This is a genomic window from Pseudomonas sp. PDM04, from assembly GCF_014851765.1.
Lineage (GTDB): Bacteria > Pseudomonadota > Gammaproteobacteria > Pseudomonadales > Pseudomonadaceae > Aquipseudomonas.
Window position 1 is genome coordinate 186,407 of record NZ_JACVAI010000007.1, and the last position, 26,040, is coordinate 212,446.

At 62.3% G+C, this 26,040-nt stretch carries 22 protein-coding genes; 9 read left to right on the plus strand and 13 right to left on the minus strand.

Features of this window, described 5'->3' with window-relative positions; genetic code table 11:
- Window positions 1-16 precede the first annotated feature (16 nt).
- Window positions 17-4,798: a DUF6543 domain-containing protein gene (locus IB249_RS25565; RefSeq protein ID WP_192308525.1), complete on the minus strand. Its 4,782-nt coding sequence runs from the start codon at window positions 4,796-4,798 to the stop codon at window positions 17-19.
- A gap of 220 nt (window positions 4,799-5,018) precedes the next feature.
- On the opposite strand from IB249_RS25565, the gene IB249_RS25570 reads away from it, so the two are divergent.
- Entirely contained in the window at window positions 5,019-6,059 is a 1,041-nt protein-coding gene (locus tag IB249_RS25570) for an Ldh family oxidoreductase (RefSeq protein ID WP_192308527.1), read from the plus strand.
- A 72-nt stretch (window positions 6,060-6,131) separates the two neighbouring features.
- On the opposite strand, the gene IB249_RS25575 is transcribed toward IB249_RS25570, so the two are convergent.
- Complete coding sequence (locus IB249_RS25575; RefSeq protein ID WP_192308529.1) at window positions 6,132-6,449, minus strand: DUF883 family protein; 318 nt, start codon at window positions 6,447-6,449, stop codon at window positions 6,132-6,134.
- A gap of 162 nt (window positions 6,450-6,611) precedes the next feature.
- On the opposite strand from IB249_RS25575, the gene IB249_RS25580 reads away from it, so the two are divergent.
- A complete protein-coding gene (locus IB249_RS25580) occupies window positions 6,612-6,866 on the plus strand; it encodes a hypothetical protein (RefSeq protein ID WP_192308531.1) in 255 nt (84 codons plus the stop codon).
- A 9-nt stretch (window positions 6,867-6,875) separates the two neighbouring features.
- Here the strand turns inward: IB249_RS25580 and IB249_RS25585 are convergent, their stop codons facing one another.
- Window positions 6,876-7,784 (minus strand): LysR family transcriptional regulator, encoded by a 909-nt coding sequence (locus tag IB249_RS25585; RefSeq protein ID WP_192308533.1) that lies wholly within the window; start codon window positions 7,782-7,784, stop codon window positions 6,876-6,878.
- 84 nt (window positions 7,785-7,868) lie between these two features.
- On the opposite strand from IB249_RS25585, the gene IB249_RS25590 reads away from it, so the two are divergent.
- Window positions 7,869-8,792, plus strand: coding sequence for a carbon-nitrogen hydrolase family protein (locus tag IB249_RS25590; RefSeq protein ID WP_192308535.1), 924 nt, complete (start codon window positions 7,869-7,871; stop codon window positions 8,790-8,792).
- A gap of 141 nt (window positions 8,793-8,933) precedes the next feature.
- On the opposite strand, the gene IB249_RS25595 is transcribed toward IB249_RS25590, so the two are convergent.
- From IB249_RS25595 to IB249_RS25610, 4 genes are all read right to left on the minus strand, one after another.
- Window positions 8,934-9,479 (minus strand): GNAT family N-acetyltransferase, encoded by a 546-nt coding sequence (locus IB249_RS25595; protein WP_192308537.1) that lies wholly within the window; start codon window positions 9,477-9,479, stop codon window positions 8,934-8,936.
- 28 nt (window positions 9,480-9,507) lie between these two features.
- Window positions 9,508-9,981, minus strand: a complete 474-nt coding sequence (locus tag IB249_RS25600) for an LEA type 2 family protein (RefSeq protein WP_192308539.1) — start codon at window positions 9,979-9,981, stop codon at window positions 9,508-9,510.
- Between the two features lie 54 nt (window positions 9,982-10,035).
- A complete protein-coding gene (locus IB249_RS25605; RefSeq protein ID WP_192308541.1) occupies window positions 10,036-11,508 on the minus strand; it encodes a nucleobase:cation symporter-2 family protein in 1,473 nt (490 codons plus the stop codon).
- A 117-nt stretch (window positions 11,509-11,625) separates the two neighbouring features.
- Complete coding sequence (locus IB249_RS25610) at window positions 11,626-12,678, minus strand: aldo/keto reductase (RefSeq protein ID WP_192308543.1); 1,053 nt, start codon at window positions 12,676-12,678, stop codon at window positions 11,626-11,628.
- Between the two features lie 161 nt (window positions 12,679-12,839).
- Between IB249_RS25610 and zapE the strand changes: the two genes are divergently transcribed.
- Both zapE and IB249_RS25620 read left to right on the plus strand, forming a co-directional pair.
- On the plus strand, window positions 12,840-13,961 hold the full coding sequence (zapE, locus tag IB249_RS25615) for a cell division protein ZapE (protein WP_192308545.1): 1,122 nt from the start codon (window positions 12,840-12,842) through the stop codon (window positions 13,959-13,961).
- A gap of 16 nt (window positions 13,962-13,977) precedes the next feature.
- Window positions 13,978-14,559 (plus strand): DinB family protein, encoded by a 582-nt coding sequence (locus IB249_RS25620; protein WP_192308547.1) that lies wholly within the window; start codon window positions 13,978-13,980, stop codon window positions 14,557-14,559.
- Window positions 14,560-14,805: 246 nt separating this feature from the next.
- On the opposite strand, the gene IB249_RS25625 is transcribed toward IB249_RS25620, so the two are convergent.
- The 3 genes from IB249_RS25625 to IB249_RS25635 form a co-directional block, all read right to left on the minus strand.
- Window positions 14,806-15,006 carry a hypothetical protein gene (locus tag IB249_RS25625; protein WP_192308550.1) on the minus strand — a complete coding sequence of 67 codons (201 nt, stop codon included), beginning with the start codon at window positions 15,004-15,006 and terminating at the stop codon, window positions 14,806-14,808.
- Window positions 15,007-15,169: 163 nt separating this feature from the next.
- Window positions 15,170-16,915 carry a phosphoethanolamine transferase CptA gene (locus IB249_RS25630; RefSeq protein WP_192308552.1) on the minus strand — a complete coding sequence of 582 codons (1,746 nt, stop codon included), beginning with the start codon at window positions 16,913-16,915 and terminating at the stop codon, window positions 15,170-15,172.
- 195 nt (window positions 16,916-17,110) lie between these two features.
- Window positions 17,111-17,290, minus strand: a complete 180-nt coding sequence (locus IB249_RS25635; RefSeq protein WP_192308554.1) for a DUF6026 family protein — start codon at window positions 17,288-17,290, stop codon at window positions 17,111-17,113.
- A 271-nt stretch (window positions 17,291-17,561) separates the two neighbouring features.
- On the opposite strand from IB249_RS25635, the gene gnd reads away from it, so the two are divergent.
- The 3 genes from gnd to IB249_RS25650 are packed head-to-tail and all read left to right on the plus strand — an operon-like array spanning window position 17,562 to window position 20,880.
- On the plus strand, window positions 17,562-18,542 hold the full coding sequence (gene gnd / locus IB249_RS25640; RefSeq protein WP_192308556.1) for a phosphogluconate dehydrogenase (NAD(+)-dependent, decarboxylating): 981 nt from the start codon (window positions 17,562-17,564) through the stop codon (window positions 18,540-18,542).
- Window positions 18,539-20,062, plus strand: coding sequence for a glucose-6-phosphate dehydrogenase (zwf, locus tag IB249_RS25645; protein ID WP_192308558.1), 1,524 nt, complete (start codon window positions 18,539-18,541; stop codon window positions 20,060-20,062). The genes gnd and zwf overlap by 4 nt, the downstream gene beginning before the upstream one ends.
- Window positions 20,059-20,880 carry an HAD family hydrolase gene (locus IB249_RS25650; RefSeq protein WP_192308560.1) on the plus strand — a complete coding sequence of 274 codons (822 nt, stop codon included), beginning with the start codon at window positions 20,059-20,061 and terminating at the stop codon, window positions 20,878-20,880. The genes zwf and IB249_RS25650 overlap by 4 nt, the downstream gene beginning before the upstream one ends.
- 55 nt (window positions 20,881-20,935) lie before the next feature.
- Here IB249_RS25650 and nhaB read toward each other — a convergent pair whose 3' ends face one another.
- The 3 genes from nhaB to IB249_RS25665 all read right to left on the minus strand — a co-directional run bounded on the left by nhaB (window position 20,936) and on the right by IB249_RS25665 (window position 24,353).
- Entirely contained in the window at window positions 20,936-22,438 is a 1,503-nt protein-coding gene (gene nhaB, locus IB249_RS25655; protein WP_192308562.1) for a sodium/proton antiporter NhaB, read from the minus strand.
- A gap of 78 nt (window positions 22,439-22,516) precedes the next feature.
- Entirely contained in the window at window positions 22,517-23,806 is a 1,290-nt protein-coding gene (locus IB249_RS25660; RefSeq protein ID WP_192308565.1) for a hypothetical protein, read from the minus strand.
- 280 nt (window positions 23,807-24,086) lie between these two features.
- Complete coding sequence (locus IB249_RS25665) at window positions 24,087-24,353, minus strand: hypothetical protein (RefSeq protein ID WP_192308567.1); 267 nt, start codon at window positions 24,351-24,353, stop codon at window positions 24,087-24,089.
- Between the two features lie 341 nt (window positions 24,354-24,694).
- Here IB249_RS25665 and IB249_RS25670 point away from each other — a divergent pair, with 341 nt between their 5' ends.
- Window positions 24,695-26,020, plus strand: a complete 1,326-nt coding sequence (locus IB249_RS25670) for a sigma-54 dependent transcriptional regulator (protein WP_192308569.1) — start codon at window positions 24,695-24,697, stop codon at window positions 26,018-26,020.
- Window positions 26,021-26,040 lie beyond the last annotated feature (20 nt).

Consider the following 26,040-nt stretch of genomic DNA (forward strand, 5'->3'; position numbering starts at 1 on the left):
GTGTTTAAAGAGAGGGTCAGGCCGGGTCGAGCTGCCGTCCCATGGCGCAGATCAAAAACGCCAGCGAGTCGGCATTGCGCAAAATGACGTCGATTCGGGAAGCCGGGTCGACCCGGTTCAAGAACGCGCTGCGTGCATCATCCATGGTCTTGCTCCGGGTCAGGGTCAGAATTTGCTTGCCCACATGTTCCAGCCCCGGTATCGCGTCCAGGCTGATCCACGCGTTCAGCGTGCTGTTCCACTGCGCGAACAACGCTTCGCGGGGCGAGGCCAGCGACAGCGCGGTGCGCTGGAAGTCCAGCTGTGACTGTTTCATCGCGGCGCCGTAGCCGGTGATGGGGGCAATGAGATCGCTGAATGGGCGCCTGGCCTCCAGTGTCGCGATATCCAATGCCTTCGAGTAGATATGGGCAAACTCATGGATGAGGGTGGCGGCCTGGCTATGCCCCTCGACGTTGAAGGGCTCGGTCAGGCACGACTTGTACCAGTCGAGCCCCTGATCGAAAAACCGCTCGGTGAAATGCACGAACCTGCGGGCGTCATCGTCCAGCACGAAGGCAATCAGGTTGGTGTCCAGGTGTCTGGTCGAACCGACCACGAACCGCTCGGAATTCAGCAGGTCTTCGCCGGGGTCCACCAGGGCATTGCAGATCGGCACGATGGCTTGCTTGATCTTGTCGAGCAGGTCGAGATCGACACCGGTGACATCGAAAAAACCTTTGAGGAAGGTATCCAGGCGTGTGCCCGGACGCAATTTGCGCAGCTGCACCAGGTTGTGCAGGCTGTTGAACGCGTAATAGCGCGCCATGTCGATGGCCTGCACGATCAGCCGGGCCTTGTTCGGGTGCAGGGTGCGAATCTCATCCATGCCCCGGGCTTCAACGTTCAATACCCGGCGGGCCTGATAGTCGTACGCATAGCGATTGCGCAGGGTCGACAAGGCTTTGCCGTAGTGCACGGTGTGCGAGTCCAGGTCAATCGCCAGTTGCCGGCTCGAGGTGTTCGTCAGGAAAGGTCCGTTCGCCTCTTCGTTGAGGATGCGCCAGGCGACACCCGGTTTAGCGACGCGATACACCTTTCCGGCAATGGCGGCGTAGCGGTGTTTAGTCGCGGATTCGACATAGGTGCCATCGCGCGCGTCTTTTTTCAGGTCTTTCAACGCCACGGTCGTCACTTCGAAGGGCTGCAGCGTGGTGCGAGCCGGTGCGGTGGGGTGCACGTCCGACCACTGTGGGTCGACCTGGGGCGTTTCAACCGGCGGGGTGGGCGTCGTCGGCGGGTTGAGCAGTGGCGCATCCAGCGACAGTTTCCCCAGCGATACCATTTGCGCGCCACCGCCGATGAATGACTTGAGGGCGCGCCTCCAGTGACGATTCTGCAGGGCCTCGGCCGAATCCTTGAAGTCTTTGTAGGCGCCCCATAAAAACCGCAGGTAGGCCAACTTGCCGGGCAGTATGCCGGCGATCAGTTTGATACCGGCGCTGAACAGGTGCTTGGCAGCCTCCCAGTCCGACTGGCCGGAAGCCCGGGACTGACTGCCAAGCAGATGGGTCAGCAGGCGGGTGTTGTCGCCGAACCAGTGGGTCAGCAGATGACCGTCTATGGGCGTGCTGCCCAGGGTCATCTCGCTCACCTCATCGACGCTGGACGCCAGCAGGTTGCGGAACGATGCCTGGTCGGTGTCCGGCAGGCGGCGAAGCACCAGGTCCTGGAGCGCGCCCGGGGTGTTGATCGCCGCCACCACGGCGGCCTCAGTGGCGAATTCGCTGAACAGCGGGCCGCTGTGGTAGGGCACATACAGGATGTGCGGCCCGGTTTTTCCGGCACCGGGGCCGATCAGGTACAGGCCCAGGGCCTGGACGGCTTTGGCCCCGGCGGTCTTGATCAGCTCCAGGGGGCGTACCATCGCGGTGGCGCCCGCCACTGTGGCACGGGCGATGGCATCCGGCATGTCCAGCACCTGGGTGATCAGGTCGAAGGCGTTGGAGGACAGGTGTTGCTGCAGTTTCAGGCTGTGGGCGTGGTGCAGCAGTTGCCAGGGCAGTTGTCGAACGAAACGCAACTGGCGGGGGGCGGCCTGGGCGCCGCAGAGGGCTTCGGTGATTTTCTTTCCATAGTCGCCGGGGATGCTCAGTGACAGCAGCAATTGACTGACAGCGGCCGGGTTCAGACCTTCCGGCAGTGTCCGTGTGGTATTGGAAGTGACCCGGAAACCGGTGCCTTGAGCGATATTGATGTGGTTCAGGGCGAATTCGGTCAGGGTCTGCGCCGGCCCGGCGAGTGCCAGGTTGGGGGCGATATCGATCTCGTCCGGATCCAGCGAGTGTCCGGGGAACCGCTTCGCCAGCAACCCCTTGAGGGTCTGGCGAACATAATCCTCGAGTGTCTGCAGATTGTGCAGGTAGTCCTTGTCATCGGCCACGCTGTGGCGGTACTGCTCCAGCAACTCGATGTGCAGTTGCTGTTCGTCGACCGGTGCCAGGCCCAGCCAGGCCGGCAGGGATTGCTGGTGGCTGATGGCGTCGGCGATCCACTTGGCGCGGTGCAGGTTGGTGTCGATGAGTGTCTGGGTCAGCGCGTAGAACGCCTTGTTTTGCCGGGCGGCGCTCAGCTTCAACGACCGCAGTTGCTCGCAGCGCGCCAGGTACAGGTCGATGGCCGATTGCATGATGTGGTGCAGGACATTGCCCGAGATCAGTTGAAACGAGTGGAGCGAGTAGCGTCGATGGAACAGGCGCTGGTCAGGGGCGAGGTTTTCCAGCAAAACCAGGCGCTGGTCGGAGTCCAGCAGGCGCAGGTTCAGTTGCTGGCGTGCGATGGCTAGCGACTCGAATACTTCCAGCCCCGCTGCCGGCGTCCACAGAATGGCACGTCCGGAGTGCTGGACATCGAGGCCGCCGCGCTCGGTCAGCAGCACGCATTGGGCCAGAGGCAGCAGCCTGTGCTCGCCGGAACATTCAAGGACCGGCGAAAAGACGTCCGGGTAGAAACCACGGAGGGCGGGACGGCTTTTTCGGTCTGGCCGGTCCGGGTTGAACACTGTATCGACGAGGAACCAGTCAGGGTTGCGCAGGTGGGCGCTGAGTTCACGAAGAGCGGCTTCGCCCCGCAGGCCGACGGACAGCACATGGGCCAGGCGTTGCTTCATGTTTTCCAGGTACGCCCGTTGCGGTGCCGGCGCCGCCACTGGCTGTGCGGCAAATTCGCTGCGCACCGGTAACTCGACATCGCGATAGGTCTTGGCATGAGCTGCCGCCGTATCCGCCAGTACCCTGGAGGGTTGCTCACCCGACAGCACCGGGCGGGTGCTCCAGCGCCCCTTGGCGTCCAGCGCCAGCAAGTGTTCGCTGAGCATGGCGCGGATATCCAGCGCCTTGTCGAAAAAGGCCTGGATATCGACGATGCCGTCGCTGTGGCGGAACACCTGAAAAGCGTACTCCAGGTTTTGCAGCTGTTTGTCGATGATCGCTTCGAAGAGGCTGGTGAACACCGAGCCGGTCAGGGCCGCGCCAGACACTTGCGCCTGTTCGAAACCGATGAACCGCGCGCGTTCTTCCAGGCTCAGGAGGTCATACAGCTCATCGTCGTGCCCGGCCGACGTGGACTTTTCCTGCAAGGTGTTTTTCAGGTCCTGATAGTCCTTGAGCACCTGCAAGCCTTGCGCAGGGGTATAGAGAAACGCGTTGGCACTGTCCTGGCTGATCATCAGCGAACCGGCGAGTTCGACGTGGTTGGCCGGGTATTCCCAGAGGCGCACCGTTTCGAGTGTGAGTGCCGAAGCCGTTCCGGCAGTGCCGTCGATCAGCGGTTGCAGGGCACGGGCCTGTTCGGCGGTAATGATCTGCGCTTCGCGCTTGAGCAGCAGTTGCGCCCGTGCCTTTTCGCGCAGGGCCCGGCTGAAGAATGCCCGCCGGGTGGCGCCGTCGAAGCTCACGTCATTCCAGAAGCGCTGCAGGTGCGCAGCCAAATGGCGGGTCAGGTTGTCGGCGGTGCCAGTGATCAGGGATTCCCATTGCTGCTGGTCGGTGGTCAGGGGTTTTCTTTGCGGATGGTAGAACTCAGGGCGCTGCCCGATCGGCCAGCGCCGATGGCGGTAATACGAGAGCAGCGCCTCGCTCAACGACCGGGAGCCGATCCAGCGCCGGGTGGGGACATGGCGCGGGGTGGCTTCAGCGTAGAAATCGACCCGGGTGCGACGCTGGTCCAGGCCGGGGAATGCCGCTTTCAACGCTTCATCGAGTACCGTATCGAGCATCGTGGCCAGGCTCGGCAGTTGTTGCAGTTCGTCGAGCAGCGCCTGGTCGTTGCTGTGCTGGTGGCTCGTGACAAGGGCCTGTTGGTCGCTGAAAACGTCCCCGTCGATGGTCTCGAAACCGACCTTGATCTCATTGGACGCCGCCAGCGTCTTGCGCGCGGACAAGCTCATGAAGGCCAGCAGGTCATCGTCTTCACCGGCGCTGTCGAGCTGGCGCTTGAGGTGCTCGGTCAGGCGGGTGCGGCTGTCGAACTTGCGGATACCGCCGTAGGGGGTGTAGAGAATTTCGCCCTTCTCGTCGGGCGTCGAACTCAACACGAAGCAGCCCGCGAGGGGGAGCGACAGGGTGCCGGTGCTGACCCGGATGCGCTCGGCGAGCATCGGGGGCGTCTGCTGGCTGCGCAGCGTGTGACTGGCCAGCTTCAGGTGGCTGAACCACTGGAAGTCCTTGCGCGTCAGTCCGTGGATTTTGCCCAGGTCAGTCCAGTGGCCGGGCGATTGCAAGGCTTGGGGAAAGAGCAGGGGGGTGGCAGGTGTAGGCATGGTCGAGTCTCGTGCAGGGCGCCGCTGGGTGCGCCGTTGAGGTGAGCCTCGAGACTAAAAGCTGCCGCCGCCGCGCAGGCGGTAGATAGTTAACGCACCGTCGATGGCTGGCGCTGTGCGCCGGTTGCGGGCAGAGGTTGACAGGCTGCCGGTCTCGCGTGGTAAATCAGCGGGTCTTCACACGCTGTTGCCCCCTCCAATAATCAGTCTGGAGCTTCAGATGTCTGCGCCACACGATCAAGTGTCTACTGCTGTCTCGCACAACCTGGGCCTCGACGAGCTGACGGGGTTGCTTGAGAAGATCTTTCTGCGCCATGGCACCTCGCCGGAGGTCGCCCGGGTGCTGGCGCAAAACTGTGCCGGCGCCGAGCGCGACGGTGCGCACAGCCATGGTGTTTTCCGCATCCCCGGTTACGTGTCGACCCTCAAGAGCGGCTGGGTCAACGGCCAGGCCGTACCGGTGGTCGAGGACGTGGCATCCGGGTTCGTCCGTGTCGATGCCGGCAACGGTTTCGCCCAGCCAGCCCTGGCGGCCGCGCGCGGCTTGCTGGTGGAAAAGGCCCGCAGTGCCGGTATCGCGGTACTGGCGATTCGTAATTCACACCATTTCGCGGCGTTGTGGCCGGACGTCGAACCGTTCGCCTATGAAGGGCTGGTGGCGTTGAGCGTGGTCAACAGCATGACCTGCGTGGTGCCGCACGGCGCCGATCGTCCGCTGTTCGGCACCAACCCGATTGCCTTCGCCGCGCCACGGGCCGACGGCGACCCGATCGTCTTCGACCTGGCGACCAGCGCCATCGCCCATGGCGATGTGCAGATCGCCGCGCGCAAGGGCGAACGCCTGCCGGCGGGCATGGGGGTGGACGGCCTCGGCCAGCCGACTCAGGACCCGAAGGCGATCCTCGAGGGCGGCGCGTTGCTGCCGTTTGGCGGGCACAAAGGCTCGGCGCTGTCGATGATGGTGGAGTTGCTGGCGGCGGCGTTGACCGGCGGCCATTTTTCTTTCGAGTTCGACTGGTCTAACCACCCTGGTGCCAGGACGCCATGGACCGGACAACTGTTGATCGTGATCGACCCGAGCAAGGCGGCAGGGCAGAGCTTCGCCGAGCGCAGCCAGGAACTGGTGCGGCAGATGCATGGTGTGGGGCTCAAGCGATTGCCGGGCGATCGTCGGCATCACCAGCGGGCGAAATCCGTGGCACAGGGGATTGCGCTGGATGAAGCGACGTTAGCGAATTTGCGTGAATTGGCGGGCGACTGACAGGCTGCAAATCCGCTGACTGGGGGCACTCCCCGTGGAACCGAGCGGGCTCGTTCCACGGAGAGGTTCGTCTTACTTGCGGCCCAGCAGCAGACCCACCACCAGCCCGAACCCGGCGGAAATCGCCACGGTCTGCCATGGATGGCCACCAATGTAGGTCTCGGTGGCTTCGACCGCGGGCAAGGTGCGGTCGCGAACGCTGGTCACCGAGTCGCGTGCCTGCTGCAGTTTCTGGGCAATCTGCCCGCGCAGCGTGTCGGCTTCTTCACCGACCAGCGAAGCGCTGCTCTTGAGCAATTTTTCCGATTCTTCGATCAACGCCTGAAGCTCGCTGAAGGCCTGATCCTTGATTTGATCTTCGGCAGCTTGTGCGACGGTTTTCCGGGCCATTGGGTTACTCCTTGAGGATGAATGGGCAGTGAACAATGGAGTCTGTGGTGACGGTAAAAGTTGCAGCGATTTTGCGTACGGGCTCGATCCAGAAGAAATCCAGCGCGGGGGATTTCTTCCTACAGTGTAAGATGACGGCTATTTACGCAGCAGGTAATTCCCATGAGCTTCAATCTGGCCAATAAACCCCTTGCCGAACGTGCGGCGCTGGAAGACGAGAAGTCGCGCCTGTTCGAACTCTGGCAGAACAACCTCGGCAAAGCCAAGGGCGAGGCGGCACGGCTGTTCGGCGAACGGGCCAAGCGTAAAGGCAAATGGGCCGAGTGGGTTCGGGCCGAACTCGACGGCATGTCGCCCCCGGAATACGCCAACATGGTGCGCAGTGAAGTCAACCGTTTGATGGCGGCCAGCAAGTAAGGCCGGGCCTCAGGCGAAACAGGCGACAATCGCCTCGCGGACCTTTAACACCACCGGATCCAGCTGTGTGCTGGTGCGCCAGCCCAGTTCGACCGGATAGCGCGGCAGCGCCAAAGGGCAGGGCAGCAAGGCCAGGCCGCTCAACGCCGCGATGCTGCGGGCGGCATGCGCCGGAATGGTCGCCACCGCCTGGCTGCCCTTGAGCAAGTGCGGCAGCGCCGCGAAATGCGTGGTCGAAGCGCAAACGCGCCGGCTCAGGCCCAACGCCGCCAGGCCCTCATCGGTGATCCCGATAAAACCGCCCGAGGACACCAGAATGTGCTCGCGCGCGACAAACTCCTCCAGGCTCAGTTGCTGTTGCCCTTCGTCCAGGCTGATCGGATCGACCAGGCACTGGTAATCGCCTTCGCCCAGTACCTGCCGGCTGAGCAGGCGTTCGGCAAATCCGCCGGCGGTGATCGCCAGGTCGATGCTGCGCTCCATCAGCGCCTGAGCGACGATCTGGCTGTGGGTCTGGCGAAAGATCAGGCGCAACTTCGGCGCGCAGCGGGCAATTTCTTCGATCAGGCGACGGCCGTAGGCAATTTCGAAATCATCCGACAACCCGACCGTCACCGAACGGCCGTCGTATTGATGCGCCGCCGGATCGACCATCGCCAGGCTCTGCCGACATTTGTTCAAGGCTTCGCTGACCACCGGTTTCAATTGGTTGGCCTGGAGCGTGGGCGCCAGCCCGCGGCCCGTGCGCACGAACAGCTGATCACCATACACCTCGCGCAACCGGCGCAAGGCCGCGCTGACGGCTGACTGCGTCACGCCCAGGCGCAGGGCCGCACGGCTGGCGCTGGATTCTTCATGCAAGGCTTCGAAGACTTTGAGCAAGTTGAGGTCGAGTGTTGCGATATTCATTTGATTCATATCATTCAGCAGTGAGGCGGGCTTTATTCATGATCCCGTGGCGCCGGAGAATGAGCAACACCTGAAGTGAATGGAGAGATCGCAATGCCCAAATCAATCGTTGCTGCGCTGCAGATCGGCGCTTTGCCCGGCGGCAAGGCGCAAACCCTGGAACAGATTCTCTCGTATGAAAGCGCCATCGTTGAATCGGGCGCCGCGCTGGTGGTCATGCCCGAAGCGCTGTTGGGCGGCTACCCGAAAGGCGAGGGGTTTGGCACTCAACTGGGTTATCGACTGCCCGAAGGTCGTGAAGCCTTCGCCCGCTATTTTGCCAACGCCATCGATGTGCCCGGCGCGGAAACCGACGCGCTGGCCGGGCTCGCGACGCGGACCGGGGCGAACCTGGTGATCGGTGTGATCGAACGTGCCGGCAGCACCCTGTATTGCACCGCGTTGTATTTCGATCCGCAGGCCGGGTTGGTGGCCAAGCATCGCAAATTGATGCCGACCGGTACGGAACGCTTGATCTGGGGCAAGGGCGATGGTTCGACCCTGCCGGTGATCGACAGCCAGGTCGGACGCCTCGGCGCGGTGGTGTGTTGGGAAAACATGATGCCGCTGCTGCGCACCGCGATGTACGCCAAGGGGATCGAGGTGTGGTGCGCGCCAACGGTGGACGAGCGCGACATGTGGCAGGTCAGCATGCGCCATATTGCCCATGAGGGCCGGTGTTTCGTGGTCAGTGCCTGCCAGGTTCAGGACTCCCCGCAAGCGCTGGGGGTGGAAATCGCCAACTGGCCGGCGGACCGCCCGTTGATAGCCGGCGGCAGCGTGATCGTCGGACCGATGGGCGACGTCCTCGCCGGACCGCTGCGGGGCGGCGCTGGATTGATCAGCGCTGAAATCGACACCGACGAGTTGGTCCGCGCGCGGTATGACTACGACGTAGTGGGCCACTATGCGCGGCCGGACGTGTTCGAGTTGACGGTGGATGAGCGGGCCAGGCCAGGGGTCAAGTTCACCGGTTGAACCTGTTGTCCTTAGTCGACACATCACTCTCTGTGGGAGCGAGCCTGCTCGCGATAGCGGACGTTCAGGAACATTGGGTCGCCTGATCTGCCGCCTCGCGAGCAGGCCCACCCCCACAGGGGCCTCAACGGTGTGAGTGGCTCAACCCTGCGCCAGCCACTCCTGCCGAGTGATTTCCCAGATTTCCTTGGGTAACCGACCGCTGACGAAATCGTCTTCCCCGGTGCGGATCAGGCGCATGCCGGTACGCTCCGAGAGCTTGCGCGAGCCGGTGTTGGCCGCCGCTTTGGGCACACGCAGAACGGAGCGGCCCAGGGTTTCGAACCAGTATCGGGTCACGGCGGCACAGGCTTCGGTCATCAATCCCCGGCCTTGCCAGGCCGGGCCCAGCCAGAAGCCCCGGTTGTTGTCCTGTTCATTCATCAGGCTGACATTGCCAATCAATTGCGCTGGCGCGGATTTCAAGCGGATCGACCAGTGCCATTCCTCGCCGCGGGCAATCGCCGGCAGGGCGATGTCACGCAGGTAGGTCAGGGCGCCGTCCGGGGGATAGGGCCAGGGGACCAGTGCGTTCAAGTACTGCACCACTTCCCAGTGCGCAAACTGTTGCTGAATGCCATCGGCATCGGCCAACTCCAGCGGGCGCAGGATCAGGCGTTCGGTGTAGAGCGTGGGCAGGGCGTCCATGCGCGGTGTGGCTCCTTGGCGGATGTGGTTACCAGGTGCCCGCCGTCGACCCCGGCAGGCTGAGCTTGCCACTATCGGTGAAACGCTTGGTGCCGAACAAGCCTCCCGCCAGTTTGCCGCGCAAGACGTAAGGCAGGTTGTTCAGGGTTTGGGTCTGGCTCAGGCCCAGGGTCTGACGCAGCACCGAGAACGCCGAAACGCTGACCGGCACGCTCAGCACCGTCTCGGAAAAGCGCGCAATCGAGCCGGACTGATCGCTGACACCGGAGGCCAGGGGCTGGCCGTTGACGGACAGGTCCAGGGCCACGCCGTTGTAGTCGATGGCAGTGTCGTTGGGGTTCTGCACGCGGATTTTCACGGCAAAACGCACTTCCATGTCCTGGCTGGGCAGCGGGTCGAAGCCCACCACGTTGATGTTCAACGGGTCGCGATCGGGCAGCAGCGCGCAGGCGCTGAGGGACAGCAGAAGAAGGGAAAGGACAATGGCGTGAATGCGGCGCATGGCAAGCTCTCTTGAAGAAAAGGCCGAACCACCGGGGCTCGGCCTAGAGCTTGCCTAGCGGTTCAACTGTGCGACAACCTCTGGCGGAGCGGGTTCACCCTTGGCCGGGACATCCGGGTTTTCCATGACCTGGAGAATCGAGGCTTCCGGGTCGAAATCGTCTTCTTCCAGCTCGATGAACTCCTCGGGCAGGAAGATATTCAGCACGATAGCGCACAACGCACCGACGGTGATCGGCGATTCGAAGATGTTGTGCAACGCCTTGGGCAGTTCGCGCAGCACCTCCGGCACGGCCGCTACACCCAGGCCCATGCCGATGGAAATGGCCACGATCAGCATGTTGCGCCGGTGCAGGCCGGCTTCGGCGAGGATCTTCACACCGGCCACCGCCACCGTGCCGAACATCACCAGTTCAGCACCGCCGAGCACCGGTTTGGGCATCAGTTGCAGCACCGCGCCGATCATCGGGAACAGCCCCAGCAGCACCAGCAGGCCGGCGATGAAAAACGCCACGTAGCGGCTGGCGACGCCGGTCAGCTGGATCACGCCGTTGTTCTGCGCGAAGGTGACCATCGGCATGCTGTTGAACACCGCAGCCATGGCCGAGTTGAGCCCGTCGGCCAGCAGGCCGGACTTGATCCGGCGGATGTACACCGGGCCTTTGACCGGCTGCCGGGAAATCATCGAGTTGGCCGTCAGGTCACCGGCGGCTTCCAGCGGTGACACCAGGAAAATCACGGCCACCGGCACGAACGCCACCCAGTCGAAGTTGAACCCGTACTTGAACGGCACCGGCACGCTCATCAGTGGCACCTCGGGCAGGCTGGCGAAATCCACGCGGCCCATGAGCCAGGCGACGAAGTAGCCGAGGGTGAGGGCGATGACGATGGCGCCGAGGCGCAGGAACGGCACATCCACCCGGTTCAAAACCACGATGGTGCCCAGCACCAGGGCCGCCAGCCCCAGATGGCTGGCTGCGCCCAGGTCGGTTGCGCCGAAGCCGCCGGCGATGTCGGTCATGGCGACCTTGATCAGCGACAACCCCATCAGGGTGATGATCGTCCCGGTCACCACCGGCGTGATCAGCATCCGCAGCTTGCCGATGAACTGGCTCAACGCGACCTCGATGAATGCCGCGAAAAAGCACACGCCGAAGATCGTCGAGAGAATTTCATCCGTGCCGCCACCCCGGGCCTTGACCATGAAACCGGCGCTGAGGATGACGCTGATAAAGGAAAAACTGGTGCCTTGCAGGCACAGCAGCCCCGAGCCGATGGGGCCGATCCGCCGCGCCTGGACGAAGGTTCCCAGCCCGGACACGAACAGCGCCATGCTGATCAGGTAGGGAATTTCGCTTTGCAGGCCAAGGGCACTGCCCATGATCAGGGTCGGGGTGATGATCCCGACGAAACTGGCCAGGACATGTTGCAGCGCAGCGAACACCGTGGCGGTCAGGTGCGGGCGGTCGTCGAGGCCGTAGAGCAGGTCGCTGTGGCGCGGAGCGGGGGCTTTTTCAGAGGCGATCATGGTGGTTTGCGTGCCGAAAGGTGGCCGGGTCGGAAAAGGGAGGCGAAGGATGCCAGAAAACCCGTGTGACACAAACCTGTGGGAGCGAGCCGGCTCGCTCCCACGTAGGGTAGCGGGTCAGGCCACTGGAATGATCGGCAGGTCCAGGGTCTCAGTCCCGGAGTAGCGTGGCTGCGATCCGACGATGGTGCCATGGGGCACTCCCGCTTCCACGGCGCTGACCGAATCCAGTCGCGACAACTGCTCGGCACTCAACCGCAGGTTCAACGCCCCCAGCGTCCCGTCCAGTTGTTCACGGGAACGAGAGCCCAGGATCGGGATCAGCGCTGTCGTCGAGCGCCGGGCTTTTTCCAGGAGCCAGGCGATGGCCACGTGGGTCGGGCTGGCGTCCGATTCTTTGGCGACCGCGAGCAGGGTGTCGAGCAGGGCGGTCTCCCGGGCGCTTTTTTCGGCGTGAACCAGCATGCCGAGTTTACTCGCGCGGTTGTCGCCGTCGTTTTGGCGATATTTGCCCGTGAGGAAGCCGCCACCCAGCGGCGACCACAGCGTGGCGGCCAGCCCCAGGGCTTCGGCCATCGGCAGCATTTCCCGATCGGCGCTGCGCTCCACCAGGCTGTACTCGACCTGAATCGCGGCAATCGGCGCAAAGCCACGCAGTTCGGCCAGTACGTCGGCGCGGGCGATGCGCCACGCCGGGAAGTTCGACAGCCCGGCGTAATGAATCTTGCCGGCGCGCACCAGGTCGTCAAAACCCCGGAGGATTTCTTCCATCGGTGTCACGCCGTCGCTCATGTGGGCCCAGAACAGGTCGATGTGATCGGTCTTGAGCCGTTTCAGGCTTTCCTCCACGGCACGCACCATGTTCTTGCGACTGTTGCCGGTGTGGGAAATGCTCGCTGCCGGCGTGGTCCCGAGGCTGTATTTCGTGGCGACGACCAGGCGATCGCGCTCCGGGCCGATGAGTTCGCCCAGCATGGCTTCCGACTGTCCGCCCTGATAACCGTTGGCGGTGTCGATGAAGTTGCCCCCGGCTTCCAGGTAGCCTTCGAAGATGCGCCGGGCTTCATCACGCTCGGCGCCATGGCCCCAGCCGGTACCGAAGTTGCCGGCGCCCAGCGCCAGTTCCGAGACACGCAGGCCGGTTTTGCGGCCGAATACTTTGTAATGCATGGGGAAGACTCCTGGAAGAAAAGACGCGGTGCGTTATAAATTTCACTCGACATGTATTAATATGATGTTTGTAATTTATTAGGTCAAGGTGCTTTGGGCTCCGAATCAGGGGCTGGATATTTTCCCTGTCGTCGTGGTGCGGCGATGGCATACTGCCGCGCATGAATGCCGACTCTCCCTTAAGCGCCTGGCAACACGCCATCGAACAGAAGGGCTTCGTCCAGGACGAAGCCCAGGAACACGCTGTCTGGGCCCTGCAAAAGTGTTACGAAGCGCTGCACGCAGGCGGCCCTTCGCCGGTGCAGGGCGTGTACCTGTGGGGGCCGGTCGGGCGTGGCAAGACCTGGTTGATGGATCAGTTCCATCAAGGCCTGCACGTCCCGGCCAGGCGCCAGCATTTCCATCACTTCATGGGCTGGGTGCATCAGCGTTCGTTTCAGCTGACAGGCACCGCCGACCCGCTCAAAGCGCTGGCCCGGGAATTGAGCGAAGCCGTGCGCGTGCTGTGTTTCGATGAATTGTTCGTCAATGACATTGGCGACGCGATCATCCTCGGGCGCTTGTTCCAGGAAATGTTCGACCAGGGTGTGGTGGTGGTCTGCACCTCCAACCAGCCGCCCGATCTGTTGTATGCCGATGGCTTCAACCGGGAGCGCTTCATGCCGGCCATCGAGGCGATCAAGCGGCACATGCAGGTGATTGCGGTGGATGGCGGCGAAGATCATCGCCTGCATCCCGGCACCGGTTTGCAGCGCTATTGGGTCGCCGAGCCCGGACAGCCCGGCGCGCTGGCCGAGGTGTTCAAGACCCTGACCGCCGGCCAGTCGGTGTCCCGCGAGCCGATCAAGGTCGGCTACCGTTCACTGGACGTGGTGCAGGCCAGCGACAGCGTGCTCTGGAGCCGTTACGCCGATCTGTGCGAACAGCCTCTGGCGGCCATGGATTTCATGGCGCTGTGCGACACCTACAAGGCTATTCTGTTGAGTGATGTGCCCAACCTCAGCGCGCAAAAGCGCGAAGGGCGCATTGCCCGCGGCACGGAAGACGGTGCCGAACGGGTGGCGGCGGGTGATCGCGAATTGCCCCAGCTGTCGGTGCATGACGACGGTGTCCGGCGCTTCATCGCGCTGGTGGACGAATGCTACGACCGCAAAGTGCCGTTGTACCTCGAAGCGCAGGTGCCAATGGAATCGCTCTACACCGAAGGTTATCTGGAGTTTCCTTTCCGCCGCACCCTTAGCCGACTACAGGAAATGCAGCTGCAACGTTTCGCCGACGCTTGAACTCAGGGAGCGCGACATGAATCAGCCCTTGTCCCATCACTTACTGACCATGGCGTATCAGAACGCCTGGGCCAATCATCGGCTGGCCAAGGCCTGGCGCCAGTTGAGCCCTGACGATCTGGCGGCACCGCGGGTGAGTTTCTTCCCCAGCCTGCGCGCGACGCTCAACCATATCCTGACCGTTGACTGGTTTTATGTGGATGCGCTGGAGCGAGAGTTGCGCGCGGACGTGCCCCATCCGGACTGCCTGGTGTTTTTCACCGTCGACGAACCCTGTACCGACGCCACAGACCTTGCGCGCGAACAGGTCCAGGTGGATCGCCGGCTGATCGCCTATTGCGAGCAACTGCGTGATGCTGACCTGGGCAGGATCGTGACCATCGCCCGCGAAACCCCGCAACACGACAGTCGCTTGCGCCTGCTGTCGCACCTGTTCGAACATCAGATTCACCATCGCGGCCAGGTGCACGCGATGCTCAGTGGAACCTCGATCGCGCCGCCACAACTGGACGAGTTTTTCTGTGCCGGCGAGTCAGGCCTGCGTGCGGCGGATTTTGCCGAACTGGGATGGACCGAAGCGTTGATCTGGGGGCATTGACCTGCGCGTCGCTTGCTTTTTTGATGGGGGCGCGAGACCGGCTGCCGGCAATCGACGGCAGTGGTGGTGCAGGCTTGCTTTTCGAGCGCGGTGCTCTCAGGCTCATCGCGAGCAGGCTCGCTCCCACAGTTGAGGATGGAAATGCAATCCGACCCGGCGCACGGCCGGTTGCTGTTCTGGACCGCCGTAGGTCGGTGGGAGCGGCGCCGGCAAGCGGGGCGCGCTCCCACGTCAAGGCGGTTTGCATCAGGGTTTGTAGCGCTCGGTCACCTGCGCGGTTTGATCGTCTGGAACCTTGAGCTCGGTGGTTTGCCGGGTGTGTTGGGCCTGTTGGCCGGCCCTCAGGCTTTCGTAGTAGTAGCGCATGCGTTCAGCGCCGCCTTCGGCCGATGCGCCGACCGAAACGAAGGTCATCAGGCCGGCCATGATCACGGGTGTGCGTTTCATGGTGCGTCTCCCATAACGGATAACGGGTGCCTTCCATCCATGAAGCCATGTCGAAAGGCAATTGTCCGCCCGACTTCGTTAAACGGGAATTAACGGCACCCATGTTCGGACATTCGGCGCGGCAGACGCAGAAAAAAGGGGCCGGAACCGGCCCCTGACAGGATTACTTCACCACCACTTCCGCCGGGTCCGGCTTCACCTTGGGCTTGATCAGGCTGAAGTCGATCAATGCCTTCTGCTCGCGTGCATAAGGGTCGCCGATCATCAAGGGGCGTGCCTTGAAGTCGGCACTGACCAGGCTCTTGCTGCGGTCCAGGCCATCGAAACTCAGCCCCGCCAGATCGGCCCAGGTATGAATCAGGTGCGAGCTGCTGTAGGGACGGTCCAGGTCGTCGACGAAGTTCCAGTCGTGGCTTTCACGCCATTTCGGTGAGGCCCAGGCGATGAACGGGATGGTGTACATCGGCGCCGTCGGCTTGGCTTCGTTGCGTCCCAGGGTGTTGTGACCCGCCGAGTCGAAAACATCCTCGCCATGGTCGGAAAGGTACAGCAGGAAGCCGTTCGGGTCGGACTTGGCGTAATCCTTGATCAGGCTCGAGACCACGAAGTCGTTGTACAGCACCGCGTTGTCGTAGCTGTTGTAGGTCGGCAACTGATCGTCACGTACGCCGGCCGGTACGCCGTTGCGGTCCTGGAACTTGTCGAAGTTCGACGGATAGCGGTACTGGTAGCTCATGTGCGTGCCCAGCAGGTGCACGACGATCAGCTTGCGTGGCGCCGCATCGGCCAGGGCCTTGTTGAACGGCTCGATCACATCGCCATCGTACTGGGCGGCATTCTGGTTGCGGTTGTTGTTCAGGTACACCTGTTCGTCGGCCTGTTCGGAGAAGGTCGTGAGCATGGTGTTGCGCTTGGTCATGGTCTGCTGGTTGGTGATCCAGAAGGTTTTGTAGCCGGCCTGTTTCATCATGCGCACCAGCGACGGGGTCGACAGGTACAGGTCGGGGTTTTCCTCGTCGGCGAAGGTCAGCACCTGCTGCAACGCCTCGATCGTGTAGGGGCGCGGGGTAATGACGTTATCGAAGACCGCCAGTTGGTCCTTGAGCTTGTCCAGTTCCGGCGTGGTTTGGCGCGGGTAGCCGTAGAGGCTCATGCGCTGGCGGTTGGTGGATTCACCGATCACCAGCACCAGGGTGGCCGGCTGGTTGGCCGTTGAGTCCTTCAGGTTGCGCAAAGGGGGAACCTGGCTGGCGCTGGTAAGCATGTCCTGCATGCCGGCCAGGGTATCGAGATAGCGGTGATAGGCCACGGCCATCTGCCACGGCACAGCGGGTTCGATGCGGGTTTCGAATTTTTCGAAGCCGTCGGCCAGGCTGCCGGTGCGCAGAGTTTGCTTGATCAAGGGATAACCGACCACGGCGACCACGATGGCCGTCGCCGCCACCAGTGCGCGACCGCGTGGCAGGTACACCGGGCGCAACCGGGTCCAGAGGAAGTAGGCGAACAGCGTATGGGCCAGGAACGCCGGCACCATCCACCAGGCGAAATACTGGGTCATGTACTCGCCGGCTTCAGCGACGTTCGACTCGAACATGATGAAGATGACGCTTTGGGAAAATTCCTGCTGATAGATGAAGAAGTAGCCGAGGCTGGCCATGGAGCAGGCCCACAGCACCACGCCGATCACCGCCGCCATGACCCGGGTCTGTTTCGGGAACAGCAGCATTGGCGCCAGCCAGACGGCGCTCATCACGAAGGCTTGGCGAAACCCGGTGAAGCCCGAGGTGCCGGTCAACTGGATCAGCAGTTGAGTGATGCCCGAGAAATACCAGAAGAACAGGAACAGCCAGAGAAACCCTGGCCAATCGAATCCTTTCTCAGTCGAACTGCTGCGTTGAAACAAAGCCATTGCGTGCTCCAGCCGAAATCACGTTCCACCGCCGGGACCGCAAAGTCGCCGACGAACGGGTGCCGCTCGGATACCGGGCGACCCTAAAGGGGCGGAGTATCGACAAGCGCTTGTGAAAGTTTCGTGAGCTTTGCGTGGGTGAATCGTGATGGCGTTCGGAAACAGCGCCGGGGCTGTTTCCGAGTCAGGCGGGGATCAGGCGTGGGGAGCGCGCAGGGTGACCGGCTTCGGAGCCTGGAGACCTTGCGTCAGCAGGCGCAATTGTTCAACTTCCTGCTTCAACTGGTCGCGTTCGTCTTTCAACTGGCGCAATTCATCGCGGCGGATCGTGACGTAAAGGGTTTGTGCTGGCCGTGCTGCTTGTACTGTGCCCATTGCTCACCTCGCAAATGGCTGCCTCAACTGTAAAACTGCCCCGACATCGGGTACAGATCTACTATCGGCGCCAATTTTGATTTCTTTTGCCCGGGAAGGGAACTTTTTTATTTTTCACGGTCGTTGTGTCTTTGCAACGATTCCCGACGTTATCCATCGGGATCGGGCACAATGCCCGGAAACTTCATGCCGACGCTCTGGACTAACCCCCATTAGTCGCGTTGGGCTATAACCATTGACACACTTTATTTGTAGTAGGGAGCATCAGCACATGCAACTCGGGATTATTGGACTGGGCCGCATGGGCGGCAATATCGCGCGGCGCCTGATGCTCAACGGGCACACCACCGTTGTTTACGATCGCAATACCGCCTTTGTCGATACGCTCGCCGCCGAAGGCGCCAGCGGCGTGGCCGACCTGCCGGCCCTGGTTGCCGGTCTGTCCAAGCCACGAGCGATCTGGGTCATGCTGCCAGCAGGCGCACCGACCGAAGACACCATCGACACCCTGAGCACCTTGCTCGAACCGGGCGATACCATCATCGACGGCGGCAACACCTTCTATAAGGATGACATCCGTCGTGCCAAGACGCTGTCGGAAAAAGGCCTGCACTACATCGACGTAGGCACTTCGGGCGGTGTCTGGGGCCTGGAGCGCGGCTATTGCATGATGATCGGTGGCGACGCCGAGACCGTGCTGCGCCTTGACCCGCTGTTCGCCAGCCTGGCGCCGGGCATGGGCGATATTCCTCGCACCCGGGACCGCAAATCCGAAGACGACCGTGCCGAGCGCGGCTACATCCACGCCGGCCCTGCGGGCGCCGGGCACTTCGTCAAGATGATCCACAACGGCATCGAGTACGGCATGATGCAGGCCTTCGCCGAAGGCTTCGACATTCTCAAGACCAAGTCCAGCACCCAACTGCCGGAAGACCAGCGCTTCGACCTGAACGTCGGCGACATCGCCGAAGTCTGGCGCCGTGGCAGCGTGGTCTCGTCGTGGTTGCTCGACCTGACCGCCGATGCCCTGGCGGCCGATCCGCAGCTGGATAATTTCTCCGGCTCCGTGGCGGACAGCGGCGAAGGTCAATGGACCATCGAGGCGGCCATGGAACAGGCGGTGCCGGTGCCGGTGCTGTCGAACTCGCTGTTTGCCCGCTATCGTTCGCGCGGGCAGGGCACCTTCGGTGACAAGATCCTCTCGGCCCAGCGCTTCGGCTTCGGTGGTCACGTGGAGACGGCGAAAAAATGACCCGACTGATCCGCAACAAATCCAAGGCAGAACCTGCACCACCGACCACGCTGTTCCTGTTCGGTGCCCACGGTGACCTGGTCAAGCGCCTGCTGATGCCGGCGCTGTACAACCTGAGTCGCGACGGCCTGCTGGGGGATGGGTTGCGGATCGTCGGCGTTGACCACAACGCCATCACCGATGAGGCCTTTGCGCAAAAGCTCGAGGATTTCATTCGCGCCGAAGTGGCCAGCAAGGTCGGCAAGGGCGACCAGGCCCTCGATCCGCAACTGTGGGCCCAACTGGCCAAGGGCATCAGCTATGTCCAGGGCGACTTCCTGGACGACAGCACCTATCAGGCGCTGGCGGAGAAAATCGCCGCCAGCGGCACCGGCAATGCGGTGTTTTACCTGGCCACCGCGCCGCGCTTCTTCAGCGAAGTGGTGCGCCGCCTCGGCGCTGCCGGTTTGCTGCAGGAAACCCCGGAAGCCTTCAGGCGGGTGGTGATCGAAAAACCGTTCGGTTCCGACCTGCGCACCGCCGAAGCGTTGAATGCCTGCCTGCTCAAGGTGATGACGGAAAACCAGATCTACCGGATCGACCATTACCTGGGCAAGGAGACCGTGCAGAACATTCTGATCAGCCGGTTCTCCAACAGCCTGTTCGAAGCGTTCTGGAACAATCATTACATCGACCACGTGCAGATCACCGCCGCCGAAACCGTCGGCGTGGAGACCCGTGGCAGTTTTTACGAGCACACGGGCGCGTTGCGGGACATGGTGCCCAATCACCTGTTCCAGTTGCTGGCCATGGTGGCCATGGAGCCGCCGGCAGCCTTTGGCGCCGATGCGGTTCGGGGCGAGAAAGCCAAGGTGGTGGGGGCCATTCGTCCCTGGTCCACCGAAGAGGCGCGGGCCAACTCGGTGCGCGGCCAATATGTCGCTGGCGAGGTCGAGGGCAAGTCGTTGCCGGGTTATCGCCAGGAAAACAACGTCGCGCCCGACAGCACCACCGAAACCTACGTGGCCCTCAAGGTCATGATCGACAACTGGCGCTGGGTCGGCGTACCGTTCTACCTGCGCACCGGCAAACGCATGAGCGTGCGCGACACCGAGATCGTCATCTGCTTCAAACCGGCGCCCTACGCGCAGTTCCGCGACACCGAGGTCGATGAGCTGCAGCCGACCTATCTGCGGATCCAGATTCAGCCGAATGAGGGCATGTGGTTCGACCTGCTGGCCAAACGCCCTGGACCGGCGTTGAAAATGGCCAATATCGAACTGGGTTTTGCCTACAAGGATTTCTTCGAAATGCAGCCGTCCACCGGCTACGAAACCCTGATCTACGATTGCCTGACGGGCGATCAGACGCTGTTCCAGCGCGCCGACAACATTGAAAACGGCTGGCGCGCGGTGCAGCCATTCCTCGATGCCTGGCAACAGGACGCGAGTGTGCAGAGCTACGCTGCCGGCGAAGACGGGCCGAGCGCCGCCGAAGACCTGCTGACCCGCGATGGCCGCGTCTGGCATGGCCTCGGATGAGTGACGCCACGCCACGACCCATCCGGTTTCTGCTCAGTGACATGGACGGTACGTTGTTGCTGCCCGACCACAGTCTCAGCCAAAAGACCCTCGACGCCGTGCGTTCGTTGCGCGAGGCGGGCGTCCTGTTCAGCCTGGCGACCGGGCGTCCCCCCAAGGCCATGTTGCAGCAAATCGAAGCCCTGGGCGTCGATTTGCCGACGGCGGCGTTCAATGGCGGCACGATCGTGCATCCCGATGGCAGCCTGCTGGTCGCGCATTACCTGCCCGCCACGGTGGCGTTGACCACGCTGACGCAGTTCGCCGACCTGGCGGACATCGAGGTCTGGGTGTTCAGCGGTGGCGACTGGCTGGTCAAGGACCCGAAGGGGCCAATGGTGCCTCGGGAACAGCACGGTCTGGGGTATCCGCCAGTGGTGGTGGACAGTTTCGAGCCGTACCTGCAGCGCATCGACAAGATCGTCGCGGCGAGCAACAACACGCAGCTGTTGATCGAACTGGAGGCGCAATTGCTGCCGAAGGTCGAGGGTCAGGCGCAGGTGTCGCGCTCGCAACCGGTGTACCTGGACGTGACCGCGATGCAAGCCAACAAAGGCGAGGCGCTGGAAACGCTGGCCACGTTCCTCGGCGTCGCGCTGGCACAGACGGCGGCCATGGGCGATGGCGGCAACGACCCGGCGATGTTTCAGCGTGCCGGGCTGTCGATTGCCATGGGGCAGGCGGAGGAGGCGGTCAAGCGCCAGGCCGACGTGGTCACCGGCGCCAATACCGAAGAGGGCGCGGCGCAGGCGATCGAGCGGTACATCCTGCCCCGATAAACACGCAAACAAAAGGTGGGAGCGAGCAGGCTCGCTCCCACCTTTTTCTTCGGGCCTACAACCAGTAACTCACCGCATACCACCCCAGTCCTCCCATCACCACGGTGTAGGGCAACGCCATCCACACCATGCGCCCATAGGACAGGCGAATCAGCGGTGCAATCGCCGACGTCAGCAGGAAGAGAAACGCCGCCTGGCCGTTGGGGGTCGCCACGCTCGGCAGATTGGTGCCGGTGTTGATGGCAATCGCCAGGGTGTCGAAATGCTCGCGGCTGATGTGACCGGACAGGAATGCCTGTTTGACTTCCGTGATGTAGATGGTGGCGACGAACACGTTGTCACTGATGGCTGACAGCAAACCGTTGGCGATAAACAGCATGCCCGGTTGCTGATCCGTCGGCAGAGCCAGCACCCACTGGATCAGCGGCCTGAACAACTGCTGATCGTGAATCACCGCCACCACGGCAAAGAACACCACCAGCAACGCGGTGAACGGCATGGCGTCCTTGAAGGCGTTACCGAGGCGGTGCTCATCGGTGATGCCCGTGAAGGCGGTGATCAGCACGATCACCATCAGGCCGATGAGGCCGACCTCGGCAATGTGGAAGGCCAGGCCGGCAATCAGGATCAGTGCGGCCAGGCCCTGAACGATCAGCGCCGCGCGTTGGCGCGAGGTGCGTTCGGCGTTGTCTTCGGCGGCGTAATTGGCCAGCACGGCGCGCACGTTATCTGGCAACAGCGTGCCGTAACCGAACCAGCGCCATTTTTCCAACAGCACGCAGGTCACCAGGCCAGCCACCAGTACCGGCAGGGAAACCGGCGCGACCTTCAGGAAGAACTCGGAAAAATGCCAGCCCATCTCGTGACCGATCAGCAGGTTCTGCGGCTCGCCGACCAGGGTGCAGACGCCGCCCAGTGCGGTGCCGACGGCGCCGTGCATCAGCAGGCTGCGCAGGAAGGCGCGGAACTGTTCGAGGTCGTCATGGTGCAGCCTGGGCAGATGCCGGTCATCGCTGAATTCGCTGTCCTGGCGCGGGTCATTGCCCGAAGCGACCCGGTGATACACCGAATAAAACCCCACGGCCGCGCTGATGATCACGGCGGTCACCGTCAGCGCATCGAGAAACGCCGACAAGAACGCCGACAGGAAACAGAACATCAGGGCCAGCATCGCCTTGGAACGAACGCCGAGCAGCAGACGGGAAAACAGAAACAGCAGCAGGTCCTTCATGAAGTAAATGCCCGCCACCATGAACATCAGGAGCAGGATCACCGGGAAGTTGTGCAGCAGTTCGTCGTAGAGCGCCTGGGGTGTGGTCATCTTCAGCAGCAGGGCTTCGACCAGCAGCAAACCGCCGGGCATCAGCGGGTAACACTTGAGCGCCATGGCCAGGGTAAAGATGAATTCCAGCACCAGCAGCCAACCGGCAGCGACCGGGCCCACGGTCCAGCACACCAAGGCATTGAGCACCAGAAAGCCGATGAGGGTGATCTTGTACCAGCGAGGTGATTGCCCGAGAAAATTATGCGCGAACGCCTGGGCCATTGAAGCGGACATTGGCGACTCCTTATCGTTAGAAGCGCGCAAGTTGCCGTAAGCCGAAGGTAAGATCAAGCGTAGGAAGAATCGGAGTGATTACCCGAGATACCGCGCGACCATCGCCCGGTAATTGCCATCCAGCGAAAAGCCGCCCACGACAATGTTGCCATCGGCCTGCACGGCGAGCGATGTCGCGGTATCGGGGCTGCGGCTCAGGCGGGTGCGGACCCAGCCCACGCCATTGCCAAAATGCTTGTCGAGTTGCCCGTCGGGCAAGTGTCGAGCCAGGATGAAATCCGCTTCGACACCCCCGATCGTGGCTCCGGCGGTGAGCACGCTGCCGTCCGCCAGGGCGTGGGCGGCGGTCCACTGGCAGCCACTGCGGCCAATCTCCAGTAATCGCGGCTGACCGCCGTTGTCGTGAATGTCCGGGCGGCCGTTGCTGTGGAGCGTCAGGGCCATGCAATGCATCGGGTCGCGGCTGCTGCCGAAGCAGCGCACGTCACCGTTGTTCTGCTGGACGATCTGGCTGACCTGGGCCCGACGCCCCTGGGCCATGAAACTCATGAAGCCGTCCACGGCAAAGCGGTCGTCGAGCGAACCGTCGCTGTGATAGCGCGCGAGCAGGCCTTCTTCAGGAAAGTTGATCGAGCCGCCCACCAGTATCCGCCCATCGCGTTGCAGCAGCAGGCTGCCGAGCCAGGTGTTCATCAGCAGGTGCCGGACCAGCACGAAGCCGCGACCGTTGAAGCTCTCATCCGGCGCGCCGTCAGCCGTGAGCCGGATCAGCAGGCCAACGTGATCGGCCTGTTCGAAATGATGGTTGGCCAGCAGCAGGATCTTGCCGTCTGGCTGTACCTGGAGACCACAGACTTCGGCTCCGGGCACGCCTGGCGGCAACCAGGCATCGCGTGCGCCACGGGAAAGATGGCCGGGCAGACGGACCACGCAACGTCCATTGTCGGCAAATGATCGCACCGGTTTGCCGTGCTGATCGAACAGCGCCAGGGCCGGGAGTGTGTGGTTGGCGTCTTCATAGTGCAGGCCGGCCAGCAAAATGCAGCCATCGGCAAGTACCCGGACGTTGCCGGCCATGGCCTCGAAGCCCGGTTCGAATTGACTGATGACGCTGCCCTGTTGGCCGAACGCCAGGTCCGCCGAGCCGTCGGCCAGCAGTCGGGCCAGGCCAAAACGGCTGCCGCCCGGCGTGCCGACCTTCGCCGCAATCAGCAAGCGTCCTGCCGAATCGAGCGCGACGCCGTTGGTCATGCTGCTGAGACTGCCGGCGAAATAGACCTGGGTGACGCCTGTGCCGGCAAAGGTCTTATCGAGTTCGCCGGCATCGGTCTGCGTCGGGGGTAAATCCATAGCGGTCTGGACTGACATGCACGCATCTCCTTGCGAGTCGTCGTTATCCAGGACTGGGTGTGGCGACTGGGGAAACATTCAACCCCTGAATGGCCAGATGCACAACTGGCAGAAATAACAGGCGGAGGGTCGCTGTGTGCCAGAACGATGTCTTTTCGAACCAGTGCTAAGCCAGGTAAACAAACGGGCGTGTAAAAGTTCGAATGAATGGCAATCGAAGTCACCGCCGGCGGATAACGCCGGGCAACTAACGATCGGCAGGAGGGTGCGGATTACTTTGAAGTAATCCGCAAAACACTTAGTGCGGCATGGACCACGATTGCAGTGCGTAACCTTCCTGGCTCAGCTCTTTGCGCGCCTCTTCCAGAACATGCTCAAGTTGCGCAGGGTCGGTGTAGGCGCTGCAGGGGATCTGCGTGCGGCCGATGCGAGTATTGGTGCGGTCGATGACGGTCAGGCTGAGCTCACCGTTGCCGTCTTGTGGGGCCCAGGCCACGCATTGAAATGGCTTGAACGCGCGGTCGGCAATCAAAAGAGCTTCGTTGATACGGAGCGGGGCTGTCATGGGGTCTTCTCTCTGTGTGCCCAATCAAGTGATGTGCCGTCGGTTGGGCTTACCGTTCGGCTGGTTACTTGTACTGATGCCCGTTACCCGGGGGTGGGTCACATATAATTAAACGAAATTTCAACTTTTTTTCCCGGGTCGTCTATTCAGGCGGTTTTTGAAAGCCGGGTGAAAGGTTCAACTCGTTCGCCAACTAATGAACTCTCCTTTTATAAGTGTTGAATCCAAGACCTTTAGACCAACGGTCCAGGCCCGCGTCAAATTCTTGCTAACGTTACAGTCGGGCTTGCCAAATGGCTGTTTTTAATAAAAATCCTATGATTTGGCGCCAAGGAATAGTCATGATTGAAGCGCCCGCATCAAGACGCCTATTAGTGGTGGATCCCTGTGACGACTGCCATCGTTTGTTGCCAGGTTTGCGCGCCATAGGTTGGGACGTCGACAGCTGCAGCCTCGACAATGCCCTCGACCGACCCTGTGACGTCGGCCTGCTCCGTCTGCAGCCGTTTCATCTGGAACGCCCCGAAGCCGTCAAGGAATTGATCAGCCGCAGCGGTGCGGAGTGGATCGCCGTGCTCAATCAGGAAGTCCTGCGGCTGCAGAATGTCGGGGATTTCGTCTGCGAGTGGTTTTTCGACTTCCACACCCTGCCATTCGATGTGTCCAGGGTTCAGGTGACGCTGGGCCGGGCGTTCGGCATGGCGCGCTTGCGCGGGCAGGGCACGGTGCACATCGAACAGCCCGAACACGAGTTGCTCGGTGACAGCAAGTCGATTCGCGAGCTGCGCAAACTGTTGAGCAAACTGGCGCCCACCGAGTCGCCCGTACTGATTCGCGGGGAAAGCGGCACCGGCAAGGAGCTGGTCGCCCGCACCCTGCACCGGCAATCCCAGCGTCACAGCAAGCCTTTCATCGCGATCAATTGCGGTGCGATTCCGGAACAATTGATCCAGTCCGAGCTGTTTGGCCACGAGAAGGGGGCATTTACCGGTGCCCACCAGCGCAAGATCGGACGGATCGAGGCTGCCAACGGCGGCACGCTGTTTCTTGACGAGGTCGGTGATTTGCCCCTGGAGCTGCAGGCCAACCTGTTGCGCTTTCTCCAGGAGAAACACATCGAGCGGGTGGGCGGCAGCCAGCCGATTCCAGTGGATGTGCGGGTGCTGGCCGCCACCCACGTCGATCTGGAGGCCGCGATCGCCAAGCAGCGTTTTCGCGAAGACCTGTATTACCGCCTGAACGTGTTGCAGGTCGTGACCGCGCCGCTGCGTGAACGCAATGGCGACCTGGCGATGCTGGCCAACCACTTTTCCCATTTCTACAGCCATGAAACCGGCCGCCGTCCTCGCAGTTTCAGTGAAGACGCCCTGATTGCCATGGGTAACCACGACTGGCCAGGCAATGTGCGCGAGCTGGCCAACCGGGTTCGGCGCGGCCTGGTACTGGCTGAAGGCCGGCAGATCGAAGCGCGGGACCTGGGGCTGATCAGTCACCAAGGGGTTGCGACACCGATGAGCACGCTGGAGGACTACAAGTTGCGGGCAGAGCGCCAGGCTTTGTGCGATGTACTCAACCGTCACAGCGATAACCTGAGCATTGCCGCCAAGGTCCTGGGGATTTCCAGGCCGACCTTCTACCGCTTGTTGCACAAGCATCAGATCCGCTGATCCACCGGCCACAAAAAAAC

Coding starts and splice junctions, on each gene's coding strand:
- IB249_RS25595 (WP_192308537.1), bottom strand. CDS start 9,479: ATGGACGCCCTGCCCACGCTCTACACCGAACGCCTGATCCTGCGCCCG.
- zwf (WP_192308558.1), top strand. CDS start 18,539: ATGACCCGACTGATCCGCAACAAATCCAAGGCAGAACCTGCACCACCG.
- IB249_RS25660 (WP_192308565.1), bottom strand. CDS start 23,806: ATGTCAGTCCAGACCGCTATGGATTTACCCCCGACGCAGACCGATGCC.
- IB249_RS25605 (WP_192308541.1), bottom strand. CDS start 11,508: ATGATCGCCTCTGAAAAAGCCCCCGCTCCGCGCCACAGCGACCTGCTC.
- IB249_RS25565 (WP_192308525.1), bottom strand. CDS start 4,798: ATGCCTACACCTGCCACCCCCCTGCTCTTTCCCCAAGCCTTGCAATCG.
- IB249_RS25635 (WP_192308554.1), bottom strand. CDS start 17,290: ATGGGCACAGTACAAGCAGCACGGCCAGCACAAACCCTTTACGTCACG.
- nhaB (WP_192308562.1), bottom strand. CDS start 22,438: ATGTCCGCTTCAATGGCCCAGGCGTTCGCGCATAATTTTCTCGGGCAA.
- gnd (WP_192308556.1), top strand. CDS start 17,562: ATGCAACTCGGGATTATTGGACTGGGCCGCATGGGCGGCAATATCGCG.
- IB249_RS25570 (WP_192308527.1), top strand. CDS start 5,019: ATGTCTGCGCCACACGATCAAGTGTCTACTGCTGTCTCGCACAACCTG.
- IB249_RS25585 (WP_192308533.1), bottom strand. CDS start 7,784: ATGAATCAAATGAATATCGCAACACTCGACCTCAACTTGCTCAAAGTC.
- IB249_RS25590 (WP_192308535.1), top strand. CDS start 7,869: ATGCCCAAATCAATCGTTGCTGCGCTGCAGATCGGCGCTTTGCCCGGC.
- IB249_RS25650 (WP_192308560.1), top strand. CDS start 20,059: ATGAGTGACGCCACGCCACGACCCATCCGGTTTCTGCTCAGTGACATG.
- IB249_RS25665 (WP_192308567.1), bottom strand. CDS start 24,353: ATGACAGCCCCGCTCCGTATCAACGAAGCTCTTTTGATTGCCGACCGC.
- IB249_RS25575 (WP_192308529.1), bottom strand. CDS start 6,449: ATGGCCCGGAAAACCGTCGCACAAGCTGCCGAAGATCAAATCAAGGAT.
- IB249_RS25620 (WP_192308547.1), top strand. CDS start 13,978: ATGAATCAGCCCTTGTCCCATCACTTACTGACCATGGCGTATCAGAAC.
- IB249_RS25600 (WP_192308539.1), bottom strand. CDS start 9,981: ATGCGCCGCATTCACGCCATTGTCCTTTCCCTTCTTCTGCTGTCCCTC.
- IB249_RS25630 (WP_192308552.1), bottom strand. CDS start 16,915: ATGGCTTTGTTTCAACGCAGCAGTTCGACTGAGAAAGGATTCGATTGG.
- IB249_RS25670 (WP_192308569.1), top strand. CDS start 24,695: ATGATTGAAGCGCCCGCATCAAGACGCCTATTAGTGGTGGATCCCTGT.
- zapE (WP_192308545.1), top strand. CDS start 12,840: ATGAATGCCGACTCTCCCTTAAGCGCCTGGCAACACGCCATCGAACAG.
- IB249_RS25625 (WP_192308550.1), bottom strand. CDS start 15,006: ATGAAACGCACACCCGTGATCATGGCCGGCCTGATGACCTTCGTTTCG.
- IB249_RS25610 (WP_192308543.1), bottom strand. CDS start 12,678: ATGCATTACAAAGTATTCGGCCGCAAAACCGGCCTGCGTGTCTCGGAA.
- IB249_RS25580 (WP_192308531.1), top strand. CDS start 6,612: ATGAGCTTCAATCTGGCCAATAAACCCCTTGCCGAACGTGCGGCGCTG.